The following is a 14,078-nucleotide window of genomic DNA, read 5'->3' as shown; positions in this document are numbered from 1 at the left end:
ATTTGCTACTCATTTTTCACTAGTAGCACATAGTTAAGCTGCTATACAAAAGTATAGTTATGGATAATCACGAAGAATTTATTGAAATACAGTCGGTCTTGGATGTCTTTGAGATGATAGGTGGGAAATGGAAATTTCCGATTATTTACAGTTTATGCCATGGCAAAAAACGCTTTAAGGAATTGGAGACAAACCTTAAGCATATATCGCCAAAAGCGTTATCAAACGCGCTCAAGGATTTGGAAATTAATGGGATTGTTTCCAGGGAGGTATTCCCAACCGTTCCAGTAACGGTAGAGTATACGCTTACCCAATATGGGAAGGATTTAAAGCCAGTCCTTTTGGCAATTCAAAATTGGGGTAAAAGCCATAGGGAAAAAGTATTGTCTTCATAACAATTAACTAGTTATAGTTTGGTCAGCTTTGAAGAAACGAAGAGGAAAGTTTCGGTTAGCTTTCACGCATTTCTGCTTCGAATTTTCTCAACGAATACCAATAGCTTTTGAAATTCCCAATTTAAAAAAGAAAAATGTCCATTCCTGTTCCCGCTAGAGCTTTTTCGTCCTACCCAAATCCCCAATATAACCTGGCAACATTGTGATGGGTGTCGATCTCTTGGCGCATTGTAAAATTTTCCAGAAGGATTTCTTTTTGCAGTCCATCTATAAAGCCATCTTTAAGCATGCTGAAACAGAGTCAGTATTGAACTAAAGAACTGAAAAATAACCCATTACCTCTACCTCTGTTACGTAATGACCTTTTCACCGACATGGAGTTGATTATCAATGCAAATGAAAAGTGAGACAAATTAATGCGCCAATTTTGTCATAAATTTTCCTCTACACGTTTTTAAGTGATCAATAATTGCCGGCTACGTCGTATTTGCATGATTCTTAAAACTCAACCTCACAAGTCTTAAAAAATTCAGTGACCCAAATGTAACAAATGGATTGGGTTACCAGATGGGTCACCTTTTTTTCTGAATTAACCTGATTAAGGTTGACCTGCTTTTTTGTGAAAGATGCTGGTTACTAAGCATATTAAACGAAAAAGGCGCACCTTAGTGCGCCTTACCGTGATCCCGCTGGGATTCGAACCCAGGACCACTACATTAAAAGTGTAATGCTCTACCAGCTGAGCTACGGAATCATCATTCTTTTTAGAACTACTCTAAGCGTTTCCGTTTAAAGTGATGCAAATATAGGATTACCAAATAATGGATGCAAATTAATATTACGTATTTCTACTAGGTGCCTGATTTTAAGTCCGATTATTTATATGTCGCTCGTAAAAATCCTTTTTTGAACATCGATAAGCCTTTACCGGACCTAGTTTATGCATCAAAAAGATGTAATAATAGGCAAGATCTATTTGGTAGGGTAAAAAGCCAGTGCGTGCGCTTTTTGGAAACAAATGATGATTGTTATGCCACTCGCCAGCAACAAAGCCTGGCCAAAGTTGGTTGATAGACATATCATCCCTGTTAAAATCACAGTGGTCACGCCGCATATCTTTTCCTTTACCATGTCCTTCATAATTATATGTTCTTACCCCTACTGCCCAAACTCCGGCTGCACCAATTAGCGTACAGGATAAGCCATGGCCACCAATCAGGTAGAAAATAAAGTACCAAAAGCCCCAGTTTAATATGGTTTCAATGATTGCCCTTGCAGGATGTACCAATGAGCCCCATTTTTGGTATTGCTGATAAGTATTTACAGGAACCCCGGTATGCTTCATTAAGCGTGCTGCCCGCCTGTAATCTTCTTCGCTCAGATCTTTCGCAATCGGCTGATGGTTTACATCGGCCAGAAAACAATATAAAAAGCCGCCCTGCGCATTATACGGATCGCCGGGCTGATCTGATTTAGCATGATGTACATGGTGTGAAACCACATAAATTTCTTCTGGAATCATGGAAATGGTAAGGTTTTGCGTAAAAAAGCGCCAAAACTTATTCCTGAATTTGTAAGCACCATGTGTACAATAGCGATGATGCCAAATGGTACCATGTGTGCCCATAATAATCATGCTGTAAACAAAAGCGGCCCCCAGTAAGTACCAATTAAAATAATAAAATAAAAACATAGCAAGAAAAGGCACGGAGAGCGCTACTTTAAACCAGCTAAAAAAAGGAAGCCAATTCTTTTTGTCTTTAAAGACGTTGAGACGACTAAAGAATTCCTTCCAGATCTGCTTGTTAGTTGGTTTAACCAATTCCCCCTTTTCGTCCATCCACCCGTATGCTGGTGGATCTAAAACAACGTCCAAAAATGTCATATAAATGCAATTGTATGCTATAAAAGTACGCTAATTTATGATACAAAGTTTTTTTATTATTTAAATTGATTCTTTTTTAGTTCTTTTAGTAACGTAAATTTTTACTTCATCATGAAAAAGCTGTTCCTCGTCCTGCTGATTACACTATCTGTCTATAATATTAAAGCTCAATCGTTTTTTGTACGTTTGGTTACTGCGCAGGGAAATATTACTTTAAAGTTGTATGATGAAACGCCTAATCATAGAGATATGTTTGTGGAGGCCATCAAAAAGGGTATTTATAAAGATGCTCAGTTTAACCGGGTAATTAAATCTTTTGTAAGTCAGGGTGGCGAACTGGATGACTCAATCCTAAAAAAAGAAAAGTTACATCCAGAATTAGGTGCTAAGCGTTTACCTGCCGAGATTGTCCCTGCACTATTCCATAAAAAGGGTGCCTTTGGTGCTGGCAGAGATGACAACCCGGAGAAAGCTTCTTACTTCAACCAAATTTACCTGGTGCAGGGAAAAATTCAAACAGATGAACAACTGGATTTGATTGCCAAAAAAAAGAGCACCAGTTTTTCTGATGCTCAACGTAACATATATAAAACCATTGGTGGTGTCCCCTACCTTGATGGTGATTACACCATTTTTGGAGAAATTGTGGAAGGGATGGAAGTAGCAGAAGCTATCAACGCTGTTGCCACAGACAAAAATGATCTTCCCCTGAAGCCTGTTGTTTTTAAAGCCATACTTCTTGGTAAAAAAGAAGCACTCTTGCTACAGAAGAAGATCAAAATGTAATAAAATAAGTTATTGTTTTATAAAATGTTGTTCAGTAGTCTCTTTAACCTGAATGGTACCTGTACCATTTTGATTTGATCTGGTATAGCTGTCTTCATTATAAATCACAAGACTTTCTTTGGTAAGGGTTGTGATCTCAAAAGTCTCCACTTCTCTAGGATCCTTAACTAATGTAATGGTGAATGTTTTGCCATTAAGCACATAGGTATACTCATTATTATCGCCGTCTTTCATTCGGCCATTATCGAATATCTCAGCAGTACCACCATCATCAGTATCCACATCTTCATCAATAAGTACTCCATTTTCATAATATTTACTAATCTCCTTCTCCAATTTCCATTTACCTACTATTAATTTTTCATCTTTTTCCTTCTTACAGCCTGTAAATGCAAGAGTCGTTAAGAGTAGCACTAAGGCCATTGCGTAATTTTTCATCATTGAATTGTTTTATGTTAATTTAAATTGTCCGTCTTATCTATTTAGATAAGCTTGGGCAAAATAACATAAACAAGGAGGCCGAATCAATACCTAAAATTGGGTATTTTCCAATTATGAAAAAAAATACAATGATCAATAACAACCACTAGCCCTCAGAAACAATATCAGAAGCATTTGAGTTTAATATTATAAAAATAAAGAGACCTTAACTTAAGTATGTAGCTGTGGCATATTGCTTAGCTAGCTCCATATCCAAAAATATGCGGTCTGCATTGACAAACTTTTCGTGTTGTGTTTCATCGTGCTGCACAACCAGACATGTTAGTCCTGCAGCTTTTACAGCGCGCATTCCATTCACGGTATCTTCAAAAACAATACATTCATCTTTTGCAATTCCAAGTTTTGTGCAGGCCAAATTATAGCATTCAGGATCCGGCTTAGTCTGGGTAACATCTGTACTGGTTACCATAAACTCAAAGTAATGCGCAAGGCCATTTCTATTAAATATCAATTCCACATCTACTCTGGGACTAGCGGTAACAACAGCCAAACGTAAACCCTGGGCTTTGTAGTACTGAATCACATCGAGCGCAAAGGGCATCAGACTGATGTCGCGATTTGCAAAGCCCTCTTTGCTCAACCTGGTACGCCAGGCAATTAGTTCATCCAGTGAAATATCCATATTAAACCTTTCTTTCAGGTTTTCGCAGTTGGAGGGCAAAGGTATACCTGCATAGTTAGTGGTCCAGTCTTCGTAGGTCATTTCAGCATTAAATTCTTTCAAAATATCTACCCAGCATTCATAATGAAAATGTTCAGAGTCGATAAGGGTTCCGTCCAGATCAAACAATACGGCTTTAAGTTTCGGCATATAGGTTATTTATTGAGCCGTAAAAGTAGGAAAAAAGATCCTCCACCATATTATTGAAGCAAAGGTTATCTTTGCAAAAATGGAGTATTTTAAGAAATTGCTTGACCTGTTAAAAATTGAACGGGAAGAAGACCTCGATGCGTATCGTAAATTAACTGCCGCATCTTCTGCTACACAAAGAAGGACGAATGGCTTATCATGGTACCCCATTGCAATTAGAGGGACTGAAATGAGCCGGGGTGATTACATAACTGTAGAAATAGAGCGCACAACCCATCATGAACTTTCGCACCAGTTTAGGTTTGGGTCTTCTGCTGCTTTGTTCTCCAATCACGAGCCTGGAAAAGACCGCATTGAGGGAACGATAAACTATATAGGTGGAAACCGGATTAAAATTACATTACGTACGGAAGAATTACCGGACTGGGCAAGAGATGGTAAATTGGGCTTAGACCTGCTGTTTGACAACAACAGCTATGACGAAATGCAAAATGCGTTAAAAACGGCTTCAGGTATTGACGATACTGATGGTACTGCTGAAGCCCGGCTAGCAAGTGTATTGACTGGTAAGTCAAAGCCGGGATTTAAGCCTAAAGTGCATGATCTTTATAAGGTCTCAACATCCCTGAATAATAAACAGCAGGAGGCGGTAGAAAAAATTCTTTCGGCAAACGAACTGGCCATTGTACATGGTCCGCCGGGCACAGGAAAAACTACTACCCTGGTACAAGCCATTAAGGCCTTGATTGCACAGAACCACAAGCAAATATTAGTGGTAGCGCCTAGTAACACGGCGGTAGATTTATTAAGTGAAAAATTAGCCAACGAACAATTAAATGTAGTACGGGTTGGGAACCCTGCAAGGGTATCTGAAGGGTTACTTTCTTTAACACTTGACCGCAGGATGGCTGAACATGAGGGCAATAAAGACATTAAAAACCTTAAAAAGATGGCCGCCGAATATAAAAACATGGCACATAAGTACAAGCGTAACTTTGGCAAAGCGGAGAAGGAACAGAGAAAGGCACTTTTTAATGAAGCACATAAAATAAGGAAAGAGGTTGATAAAATAGAAGAATACATAATTGGAAATGTGATTGAAAAAGCCCAGGTAATTACGGCCACACTTGTAGGTGCCAATCATTATACCATAAGAAACTTAAAATTTGATACGGTAGTGATTGACGAGGCGGGCCAGGCGCTGGAACCAGCCTGTTGGATTCCAATTCTTAAGGCCGAAAAATTAGTACTTGCCGGAGATCATTGTCAGCTACCTCCCACCATTAAATCCGTTGAAGCCGCAAGAAAAGGATTGAGCAGCACGTTGCTGGAAAAATGTGTTAACCTGCATCCTGAAGCGGTGGTACTGTTGCAAGAACAATACCGTATGAACGAACTGATCATGGGCTACCCATCAAACGTATTTTATCAGGGACAGCTTAGGGCTAACGCCAATGTTGCAACAGGGAGGCTATTGAATAATGAGCAAGCCCTGGAATTTGTAGATACCGCAGGTTGCAGTTTTGATGAAAAGTTAGAAGGGACCAGTAGCACCAACCCAGAGGAAGCCTTGTTTTTAAAAAAACACCTGGAACAATTGATTAGTAATTTGGACACTCATTATACTGAAGATACATTTCCGACTATAGGTGTTATATTTCCTTATCAACAACAGGTGATCTTGTTTAGAGAAGTGTTTGAAGGCTCCGAAATATTGCCTAAATATCGTACTAAAATCACCATTAATAGCATTGACGGCTTTCAGGGACAGGAAAGAGACATCATTTATATTGGTTTAACACGGAGTAATCCGGAAGGTAACATTGGTTTCCTGACGGATATAAGACGGATGAATGTTGCTATGACCAGGGCAAGAAAAAAGCTGGTGGTAATAGGTGATAGTGCCACAATTTCCAGAAATGAATTTTATGCCGATTTTATAGCGTATTCTGATAAAAATGAGGCTTACAAGAGTGCCTGGGAATTTCTGTAACAACAATAATAGATTAACTTATCATTAATTTAACCGGTATTATTACATTGGGATGAAATTTGGTACATGAATTGTTCAAGGTTATAAAGAATAGATTTAAATAAAATGTAACTGTAAACCTTTCAATTCCATCCCTATGACAAGTACAGATTTCAACTACCAGCTAAACAATCATCAGACTGCCCTAAAATCTTTTGCTTACAAATTCACAAAAGATCAGGATGACGCAAATGACCTGGTACAGGATACGCTTTTAAAAGCGATCAATTATGCTACTCAATTTAAAGATGGTACAAATTTTAAGGGTTGGCTATATACAATAATGAGAAATACTTTCATTAATAATTACCGCAGGTCTGCCCGCTCTCAGGCACTGATAACGGTAAATGAAGAAATCCCATCTGCTCAATTACATTATAGTGCTACTGTAAATAGTGGTGACGGTAAGTTTATGATGCAAGACATTTATAAAGCATTGGACAAATTACAACCTGAATATTCTACTCCTTTTTTAAAATATTTTGAAGGATATAAATACCACGAAATTGCTGATATGTTAAACATCCCCATTGGTACTGTTAAAACCCGGATCCATTTAGCCAGACAGATTTTAAAAAACAACTTGAAAATGTATGTAAATAACTTTTCAAAAGTAAACTAAGGCTTTACACAGCGTTTTAAAAGCTGCAGTTTTCAATCTATTTCTGGTTGAAAATTGCAGCTTTTATTTTTATTAACGCTGCTAAACTTTTACCTTTGGTTCATGACGATTGAAGAGCTGGAGGATTATTTTACAGGGATTGATTTACCGGAAACCATGGACCTGTATCCTGGTGTTAAAATATCGGATGTAAGGGGCTGTATTGCATCTCATTTAGATGTTTTAAAATTAAAAGGCGAGCTTAAAATTTATGCGGGCTTTAAACACAGGTTATTGCTCATTAAAGAAATTCTGGAAACACAGGAACTTAAAAAAGTTCAGTAACACCACGAAAATTATTGACAAGCTTTATAATTTGCGGTCCATAATCAACTGCATTCCCTCTTCCTACGCCAGATATAGCAGACAGTTCCTCTGTTGACTTTGGTAGTTTCGCAGCAATTACTTTAAGCACTTTTTCTGAAAGTACAGTATGATCTGGTACATCACGCTTTTTGCTGATTTCAGTCCTCCACTGCATCAAACTTTCGTACAGCTTTGGATTTTCAATTTCTTTCTCTTTCTCAGCTTCTACTTTTCTACTGCCTTTTTGCATCGGCAGGTAATCTACCTGAACGCTGTGCACTGCAGCAATACAGTCTTCAATCTTAAAACTTTGCCAGTTTTGCCTAAATACTGTGGCTTTTGTAAGTAAGGATAAGATGAGGTCGTTCATCAAATTAGTTACCACTTCTGAGGCCATGCTGGGGTTCCAGGGTACTAAAAAAAGTTCCTCCAGCTGTTGAATAGTCTTTTCAACTTTAGGAATAAAATAAGATCCCGCCTTTTCTAAACGCATAACGAAAGCTGGATTATTTAGTACGTGCACCGGGTCTGCTAATTTGTCAATTTCGGTCTTTACAAATTTGTCTGCAATGTTAATCAGTTCCGTATATAGCGATTGATGGATTATTTTATACTTTTCAGACATGATATCCTGTGCAGCGGGGTCCTTAAGCAGTAGTTTTCCAAGCAATGCCCAGTCTTTTGCAATAACAGTAAAATCCATCAGGTCATCTACAATACCTCTATTATACAAAGCCTTAGCATCATGAAGCGCCTGTTGCCCACGAATGACCAAATTTGCAGATTTCATAAAATTAATCACCCTTAGATCGGTAATGATATTTTCCTGCTTTAGCGGGGCCTTTAAAATTAAGCCTTCCAAACTTCTACAACGACTTAGCGCTACATAAGCTTGCCCATGCGCAAATGCCGAGCTGATATCTACAATAGCTTTATCAAATGTTAAACCCTGACTTTTATGTATGGTGATAGACCAGGCAAGTTTAACCGGGTATTGGGTAAAGGAGCCTGCATTTGTTTCTGTTATGGTTTGCTCGTTGTGATCCAGGTTGTATTTTACATTTTGCCATACCTCTGGCACAATATCCAGTATGGTTTGATCATCTAAAAATTGCACCTGTAAATGGTCATTATCAATGGCTTTAATTTTAGCCGTCCGCCCGTTGTAATAGAGTTTTTTACCTGAAGAATCATTTTTACTAAACATAACCTGGGCCCCAACTTTTAGCTGCAGGTTTTCTTCTGTAGGATAACCATCTTTTGGGAAGTCTCCTGTAATCACAGCTGCAAAAGTATGCAGCGGGCTATCTATAGCATGGAGTTGTTGCTGATTTAATTCGGCAACAAGTTTATTGTGAGTGGTAAGGGTAATATAGTCTTCCTTCCAGCCTGTTGTTTCTTCTGGCTCGCAGCGTTCATTTAATTTATGCAGCAGGTGTTCTTCCAGCTGATCATTTCTGATTCCATTTAAGATGGCAACAAATGTGGGATCAGACTGCCTGTAGACCTTTGTGAGTTCAAAAGTAATTACCTGAAAGGATTTAAATACAATACTATCAAAAAAATACGGGCTATTATAATACCGCTGCAGCAGGTGCCAATCCTGATTGGCTACGGGGGGAAGCTGATATAAATCTCCAATCATTAAAACCTGCACACCACCAAATGGCCTCGCCGAGGCTTTTACTTTACGAAGGACGACATCTATATAATCCAATACATCTGCCCTAACCATACTAATTTCATCTATAATCAGCAGCTCCAGACATTGCAGCAGTTTGATTTTATCGTTGCTAAAATTAACCCGCTCTCCTGTATCTGCAGATTTAAAGAATGATCCGGGAATTAGCGGGCCAAATGGAATTTGAAAAAAGGAGTGCAGGGTTACCCCACCTGCATTAATAGCAGCTACAGCGGTAGGCGCTACAATTGCATGTGCCTTAGCGACATTTTTTTTGATGTAATGCAAGAATGTGGTTTTACCTGTACCAGCTTTTCCCGTTAAAAATATGGGTTGATTTGTATGTTGTATAAAATCAAAAATAAGCTGGTTATCGGCGTCTAAAGTCATTTGCGAATCTTTTTCCCGAAATTACAAAATCGATTGTTCAATGAGGCTTAAAAAATTAAATATATAAAGCTTAATTTCAAACCTCCATTGGTGCTAAAAGGCTACCTATGATGTGAAGGGCACGTTTTTTGCTCCATATACGTATAACTCAAAAAGATATGAAAAGAATGATATTGGGCTTTTCGGTATTAACGGTTTTAATACTGTCAGCATGCAGTCCCTCTACCCGAATTACTGGTTCGTGGGTAGATCCAAAAACTTCGGGCCAAATTACTTCAAGCAAAACACTATTTGTTGCTTCTCTAACCAGTAATATTGAAGCAAGAACAAAACTCGAAAATTCACTCGCAGAGAAAGCTGTGCAACGTAATTTGAAAGTACTAAAAAGTATCGATTTTTTTAGTCCTGAATTTTATCAAAAAAAGCCAACTAAAGAACAGTTGTTGTCTAAAATTCAGCAGACTGGTGCAGATGTAATCCTTACGATGAGCATGTTAAGAAAAGAGAGCGATAAAAGGTATGTTCCCGGTGCGGGTCCGTATATGCCTTTTAGAAATTTTGGCTGGTATGGTGGTTTTTACAGCTATTATAATTTCTGGGCACCTACATTTTACGATCCTGGATATTACGTGGTAGATAAAACGTATTTTATGGAAACCAACTTGTACGATACAAAAACTGAAAAGTTAATTTGGTCGGCACAGTCTGAAACCATTAACCCGGGTTCATTGAACAATTTTGTACAGGAATATCCTAAAATTTTATTGGAACAATTGGCCAAAGATGGTCTCTTGCAGAACACCAATGTAACTAAATAATGTTTTTCCAGCAAATTATCACCTTACAGCGGAAACGCGGTTTCCATTTAATCACAGACGAAATTACCAGTGCCATGCCCCAGTTAAAGGATTTTAATAAGGGCATGTGCCAGGTATTTATTCAGCATACCTCTGCTTCACTTACGATTAATGAAAATGCAGACCATACGGTGCGGAAGGATTTTGAAATGTATTTCAGCAAAACAGTTCCAGAGAACGATCCCGATTACGAGCACGATTACGAGGGATCTGACGATATGCCAGCGCATTTAAAGGCGGCACTACTGGGAAGTTCTGTATTGATTCCAATACACAATGGCCGACTGGCTTTAGGTACATGGCAGGGCATATATTTCTGTGAGCACCGAAATTACGGAGGTCACAGAAATATGATCATTACCATTTGGGGCGAATAATTAGCCTGGAAATCCGAACAGGGATCTTTCTTTAATAATGATGGCCACCTGCTCAGGAACGTATCCCTCCCAGCCTGCTGCATTCGCTTTAACCAGCTCCAGTACGTTATCCGTTTGGACCTGTAAATTATTTACGTTATAATTTTGAATGTCTTCTATTTTATCGTTAGCAATGAGGTATTCAAACAAATCTATCAAATGCGGTGGTGGTGCGAATGTTTTGGAATTAAAGACTACACCATCCTCTAATGTTGGGTATATAAATAGTTTAACTTTTCTGCTGAACAGTGTTGCAAAAGCTTCTAAAATACCACCTTTAAGGTATTTATAATGCTCTTCATTGAAAATGAAGCCAAGGTTTGGATATCCTAATACCACGCCCATTTTTAAAGAAGTTATTTTAGACAAATAAGCAACAAGTTTGTAGTACTCATGAAAGTTGGAGATCAATACTGTTTGCCCCATAGAACAAAGAATATCTACCCTATCAAGAAAATCCTTTTCATTGATTTCGGCACTATCATCTGCCCCTCTTTCTTTTAGCGATTGAAGTGTCAATTCAGTAATCACGATTACCTTTTCATTGTCTACATCGGGTTCTTCTCTAAACCGCTCCAATCCAGTGGTCAGCATATCCATATGTACATTAATTAGGGGCCTGAAACGGCCGCGAACAATCATAATATGCTTTTTATACAGAATTTCTGAGGGTTGCAGGTTTTTTCCATCCGGACCGAATACTGCGGCATCAGTAAGGTTATATTTTACAAGATGCAGACTCATCAGGCGATTATCTACATGACTAAATCCGGGGCCTTCAAAACGGATCATATCAATCTGGATCCGGTCCCTGCTCAAGTCATCTATTAATGACAATAAAAATATTGAAGGAGATTTATGATACTTAAAACAAGCATAAACCAGGTTAACGCCTAGCGTACCAACGGCAGCATGTTGTAAGCCCGGATCATTGTCCAGTAACTTGACATGCAGTACCACATCATGAAATGGGCCGTTAGGTTCATGCTGGTAACGAACCCCCATCCAGCCGTGTCCTTCATTCGTTTTTAAGTAATTGAGTGAAGAAAAGGTATCCGCGAAAGCAAAAAAAGTAGAGCTATCTCCCCTTTTCTCTGCTAATCGCTCTATCAAGAGATCATATTCATGGCCCAACATTGACATTAATCGTTGTTCACTAACGTACCGTTTAACCTGTTGAACACCATAGATGGCATCAGAAAAGGCCATATCGTAAGCAGACATTGTTTTAGCGATGGTTCCCGCGGCAGCTCCTGCTTTAAAAAAATTCGCCGCTACGTCTTGTCCTGCTCCAATTTCGGCAAACGATCCGTAGATAGCAGGATCCAGATTTATTGCCAGTGCTTTTTGTTTTGTTCCGATATAGGTGTTGTGAATGTTCTCCATGCGAAAAATAAGGTATGAGCTAATAAATGCTGCAAGATAAGCATATTTTTTTAGGGAAAAACGTTTAGCGGCCTCGCACTCGTCATGGAAAAAAATTACCGGTGCACTACACACCGATAACTCCTAAGTATTTACTCATAGATTGGCTTCGTCTATCTGCAGATTTAAAAGCGCAATAAATATGATAATTGTATCCCCTTGCACCCGGAATAATTAAGGTATCAGAACCCCCTATCCTAAGTTGTCCGTTAATTTTATATCCGATCATCCCAAACATGCGAAGGGGGTCAACTAAATGGTCAGATTTACAGGGAAGTACCTCGAACAAAACATCCTGCATAATATTCCCTCTCATTCATCCTTTATAATCCCTTAGTTATTAGTGAGGTGCCTCCCCCTTTCATATCTTTGAATCCATAATATAATCGGTTTACCTTACGATCAAAATGTAGCTCTCTATTAACCAAAATCGAAACATAGACACCATTTACATAAACCTTAACACGCCGCGCTTCTTCTTCTATGAATGGTGACACAGGCAAACTGGATGTTTCAGGAACAAGCTCTTCGCCTGTTTCTTCGTCAATTAAAGGCTCAGGATTTCCCTGCTCCTCGTCAACGATTCCGGCCAAAGTGTCGTCCTCGTGGACAGGCTTAATTTAAACTTTAATATTTCATCCAATGCATTATTACTGGCAGTATAAAACATCCGTTTTAACTCAATGCCTATAAAATGCGAAAATGTCATTGCGAGTTTACGAAGCAATCTCCATCCTCGCGGCTCTACTAGATTACTCCGGTGTACCAACTCGCAATGACGTAAACTGCCCTATTTTCTCTTTTTATTAAATTCCTGTTCTAATGCCTCTTCTAAAGCTTTTCCACGAAGATTTAAAGCAATTATCCTCCCGGATGGATCAATTAAAAAACTGGAAGGTACCGAAGTTATTCCATATAGCTTTCCTGCCGAATTATCAAATCCCTTAAGGTCACTGAGCTGTATCCAGGGCAGTTGATCTTCTTTAACTGCCTTTAACCATAACCTCTTATCTTTATCCAGTGAAACGGAAAGTACCGTAAAATTATCGTCTTTGTACTTATTATACGCTTTTAACAGATGTGGGTTTTCTGCCCTGCATGGGGCGCACCAACTGGCCCAAAAATCCACAAGCACATATTTTCCGCGAAGACTCATCAAGTTTACAGATTGACCACTTGCATCCGGCTGTGAAAAGTCCGGGGCCATCGACCCTGTCTTAAGACGAAGTAAAACATTCAAATTTTCCCGGATCTTCTTTCCCATAGCATATCCACCTGCTGGTGTTTTTTCTACCATACGCATCAAACTATCTGCGGTGGCGATACGGTTGTACTTCAGCACCATTTCAATAAGTTCTAAAGACATTGCATTTGATGGGTGCTCCCTTACAAACGCAACCACCAAATCCGAGAACTTATCTACAACCTTTCGATCGGCAATGCCGCCTTCCCGCAACATCGCCACACTATCTTTTCTTTCTTTGGCTGCAAAATAAGGCTTATAGGCTTTTGAGGTAAAGTCGCTTAATTCCTTGTTGTAAAGCGATGCAAAACTTTCAAACAATTCCTGCTCCCGCGAACCGTTTATTTTTGCGCGCCAAAGACTGTCTGCGTTTCCGCTTAGTGCCATCGTAACGTTAGGGCCCACAAAGAGCTTAACGATTTCTGCCGCGCGGTTCTTTCCCTTAATCCGAAGGTTAAATAACCTGGGCTCCACCAGAGTTCCTGAGAAAGAAAAATGACCGGCCCCGTCTGTAAATGTGCTGTCTTTGTACATCAGGCCCGGTACCGTCTTTTCCTCCGCCAAGTACAACTGTACATTTGCCGCATTTAATATTTTCCCCGAAACAGAAAAGGTAGGTTTCCCTTTTTCCTGGGCATACGCTCCTGTCCATAACAAGGTTAGAAGGATGATGTGGTAGCTTTTCATAA

General features: G+C 39.1%; 15 protein-coding genes and 1 tRNA gene. 7 read left to right on the top strand and 9 right to left on the bottom strand.

Annotation, left to right across the window (positions count from 1 at the left end; all coding sequences use genetic code 11):
- The first annotated feature begins 59 nt into the window (after positions 1-59).
- A complete protein-coding gene (locus tag LPB86_RS16655; protein ID WP_230646003.1) occupies positions 60-395 on the top strand; it encodes a helix-turn-helix domain-containing protein in 336 nt (111 codons plus the stop codon).
- A 681-nt stretch (positions 396-1,076) separates the two neighbouring features.
- On the opposite strand, the gene LPB86_RS16650 is transcribed toward LPB86_RS16655, so the two are convergent.
- Positions 1,077-1,149: transfer RNA gene (locus LPB86_RS16650), tRNA-Lys, on the bottom strand.
- Positions 1,150-1,260: 111 nt separating this feature from the next.
- Positions 1,261-2,280: a fatty acid desaturase gene (locus LPB86_RS16645; RefSeq protein WP_230646002.1), complete on the bottom strand. Its 1,020-nt coding sequence runs from the start codon at positions 2,278-2,280 to the stop codon at positions 1,261-1,263.
- A 111-nt stretch (positions 2,281-2,391) separates the two neighbouring features.
- On the opposite strand from LPB86_RS16645, the gene LPB86_RS16640 reads away from it, so the two are divergent.
- Positions 2,392-3,066: a peptidylprolyl isomerase gene (locus LPB86_RS16640; RefSeq protein WP_230646001.1), complete on the top strand. Its 675-nt coding sequence runs from the start codon at positions 2,392-2,394 to the stop codon at positions 3,064-3,066.
- A gap of 9 nt (positions 3,067-3,075) precedes the next feature.
- On the opposite strand, the gene LPB86_RS16635 is transcribed toward LPB86_RS16640, so the two are convergent.
- Positions 3,076-3,507 (bottom strand): lipocalin family protein, encoded by a 432-nt coding sequence (locus LPB86_RS16635; RefSeq protein WP_230646000.1) that lies wholly within the window; start codon positions 3,505-3,507, stop codon positions 3,076-3,078.
- 205 nt (positions 3,508-3,712) lie between these two features.
- The gene (locus LPB86_RS16630) at positions 3,713-4,378 is read right to left on the bottom strand and encodes an HAD family phosphatase (RefSeq protein ID WP_230645998.1); all 666 of its coding nucleotides are present in this window, start codon (positions 4,376-4,378) and stop codon (positions 3,713-3,715) included.
- A 79-nt stretch (positions 4,379-4,457) separates the two neighbouring features.
- On the opposite strand from LPB86_RS16630, the gene LPB86_RS16625 reads away from it, so the two are divergent.
- From LPB86_RS16625 to LPB86_RS16615, 3 genes are all read left to right on the top strand, one after another.
- Positions 4,458-6,371 carry an AAA domain-containing protein gene (locus tag LPB86_RS16625; RefSeq protein WP_230645996.1) on the top strand — a complete coding sequence of 638 codons (1,914 nt, stop codon included), beginning with the start codon at positions 4,458-4,460 and terminating at the stop codon, positions 6,369-6,371.
- A gap of 136 nt (positions 6,372-6,507) precedes the next feature.
- On the top strand, positions 6,508-7,032 hold the full coding sequence (locus LPB86_RS16620; RefSeq protein WP_230645994.1) for an RNA polymerase sigma factor: 525 nt from the start codon (positions 6,508-6,510) through the stop codon (positions 7,030-7,032).
- 102 nt (positions 7,033-7,134) lie between these two features.
- The gene (locus tag LPB86_RS16615; protein WP_230645992.1) at positions 7,135-7,356 is read left to right on the top strand and encodes a hypothetical protein; all 222 of its coding nucleotides are present in this window, start codon (positions 7,135-7,137) and stop codon (positions 7,354-7,356) included.
- On the opposite strand, the gene LPB86_RS20880 is transcribed toward LPB86_RS16615, so the two are convergent.
- A complete protein-coding gene (locus tag LPB86_RS20880; RefSeq protein WP_255695569.1) occupies positions 7,340-9,448 on the bottom strand; it encodes an HRDC domain-containing protein in 2,109 nt (702 codons plus the stop codon). The genes LPB86_RS16615 and LPB86_RS20880 overlap by 17 nt on opposite strands.
- Before the next feature lie 158 nt (positions 9,449-9,606).
- On the opposite strand from LPB86_RS20880, the gene LPB86_RS16595 reads away from it, so the two are divergent.
- Both LPB86_RS16595 and LPB86_RS16590 read left to right on the top strand, forming a co-directional pair.
- The gene (locus LPB86_RS16595) at positions 9,607-10,266 is read left to right on the top strand and encodes a hypothetical protein (RefSeq protein ID WP_230645990.1); all 660 of its coding nucleotides are present in this window, start codon (positions 9,607-9,609) and stop codon (positions 10,264-10,266) included.
- On the top strand, positions 10,266-10,682 hold the full coding sequence (locus tag LPB86_RS16590; protein ID WP_255695568.1) for a secondary thiamine-phosphate synthase enzyme YjbQ: 417 nt from the start codon (positions 10,266-10,268) through the stop codon (positions 10,680-10,682). Before LPB86_RS16595 ends, LPB86_RS16590 begins: the two co-directional genes overlap by 1 nt.
- On the opposite strand, the gene LPB86_RS16585 is transcribed toward LPB86_RS16590, so the two are convergent.
- The 4 genes from LPB86_RS16585 to LPB86_RS16570 form a co-directional block, all read right to left on the bottom strand.
- Positions 10,683-12,107, bottom strand: a complete 1,425-nt coding sequence (locus tag LPB86_RS16585) for a TonB-dependent receptor (RefSeq protein WP_230645988.1) — start codon at positions 12,105-12,107, stop codon at positions 10,683-10,685.
- Positions 12,108-12,213: 106 nt separating this feature from the next.
- On the bottom strand, positions 12,214-12,462 hold the full coding sequence (locus tag LPB86_RS16580; RefSeq protein ID WP_230645986.1) for a hypothetical protein: 249 nt from the start codon (positions 12,460-12,462) through the stop codon (positions 12,214-12,216).
- Between the two features lie 7 nt (positions 12,463-12,469).
- Complete coding sequence (locus LPB86_RS16575; protein WP_230645984.1) at positions 12,470-12,739, bottom strand: hypothetical protein; 270 nt, start codon at positions 12,737-12,739, stop codon at positions 12,470-12,472.
- Between the two features lie 197 nt (positions 12,740-12,936).
- Positions 12,937-14,076 (bottom strand): TlpA disulfide reductase family protein, encoded by a 1,140-nt coding sequence (locus tag LPB86_RS16570; RefSeq protein WP_230645982.1) that lies wholly within the window; start codon positions 14,074-14,076, stop codon positions 12,937-12,939.
- Between the last annotated feature and the right edge of the window lie 2 nt (positions 14,077-14,078).

The sequence above is a fragment of the Pedobacter sp. MC2016-14 genome (assembly GCF_020991475.1).
In the GTDB taxonomy this organism is placed as follows: domain Bacteria; phylum Bacteroidota; class Bacteroidia; order Sphingobacteriales; family Sphingobacteriaceae; genus Pedobacter.
This window is presented reverse-complemented; position numbering and strand designations above follow the sequence as displayed.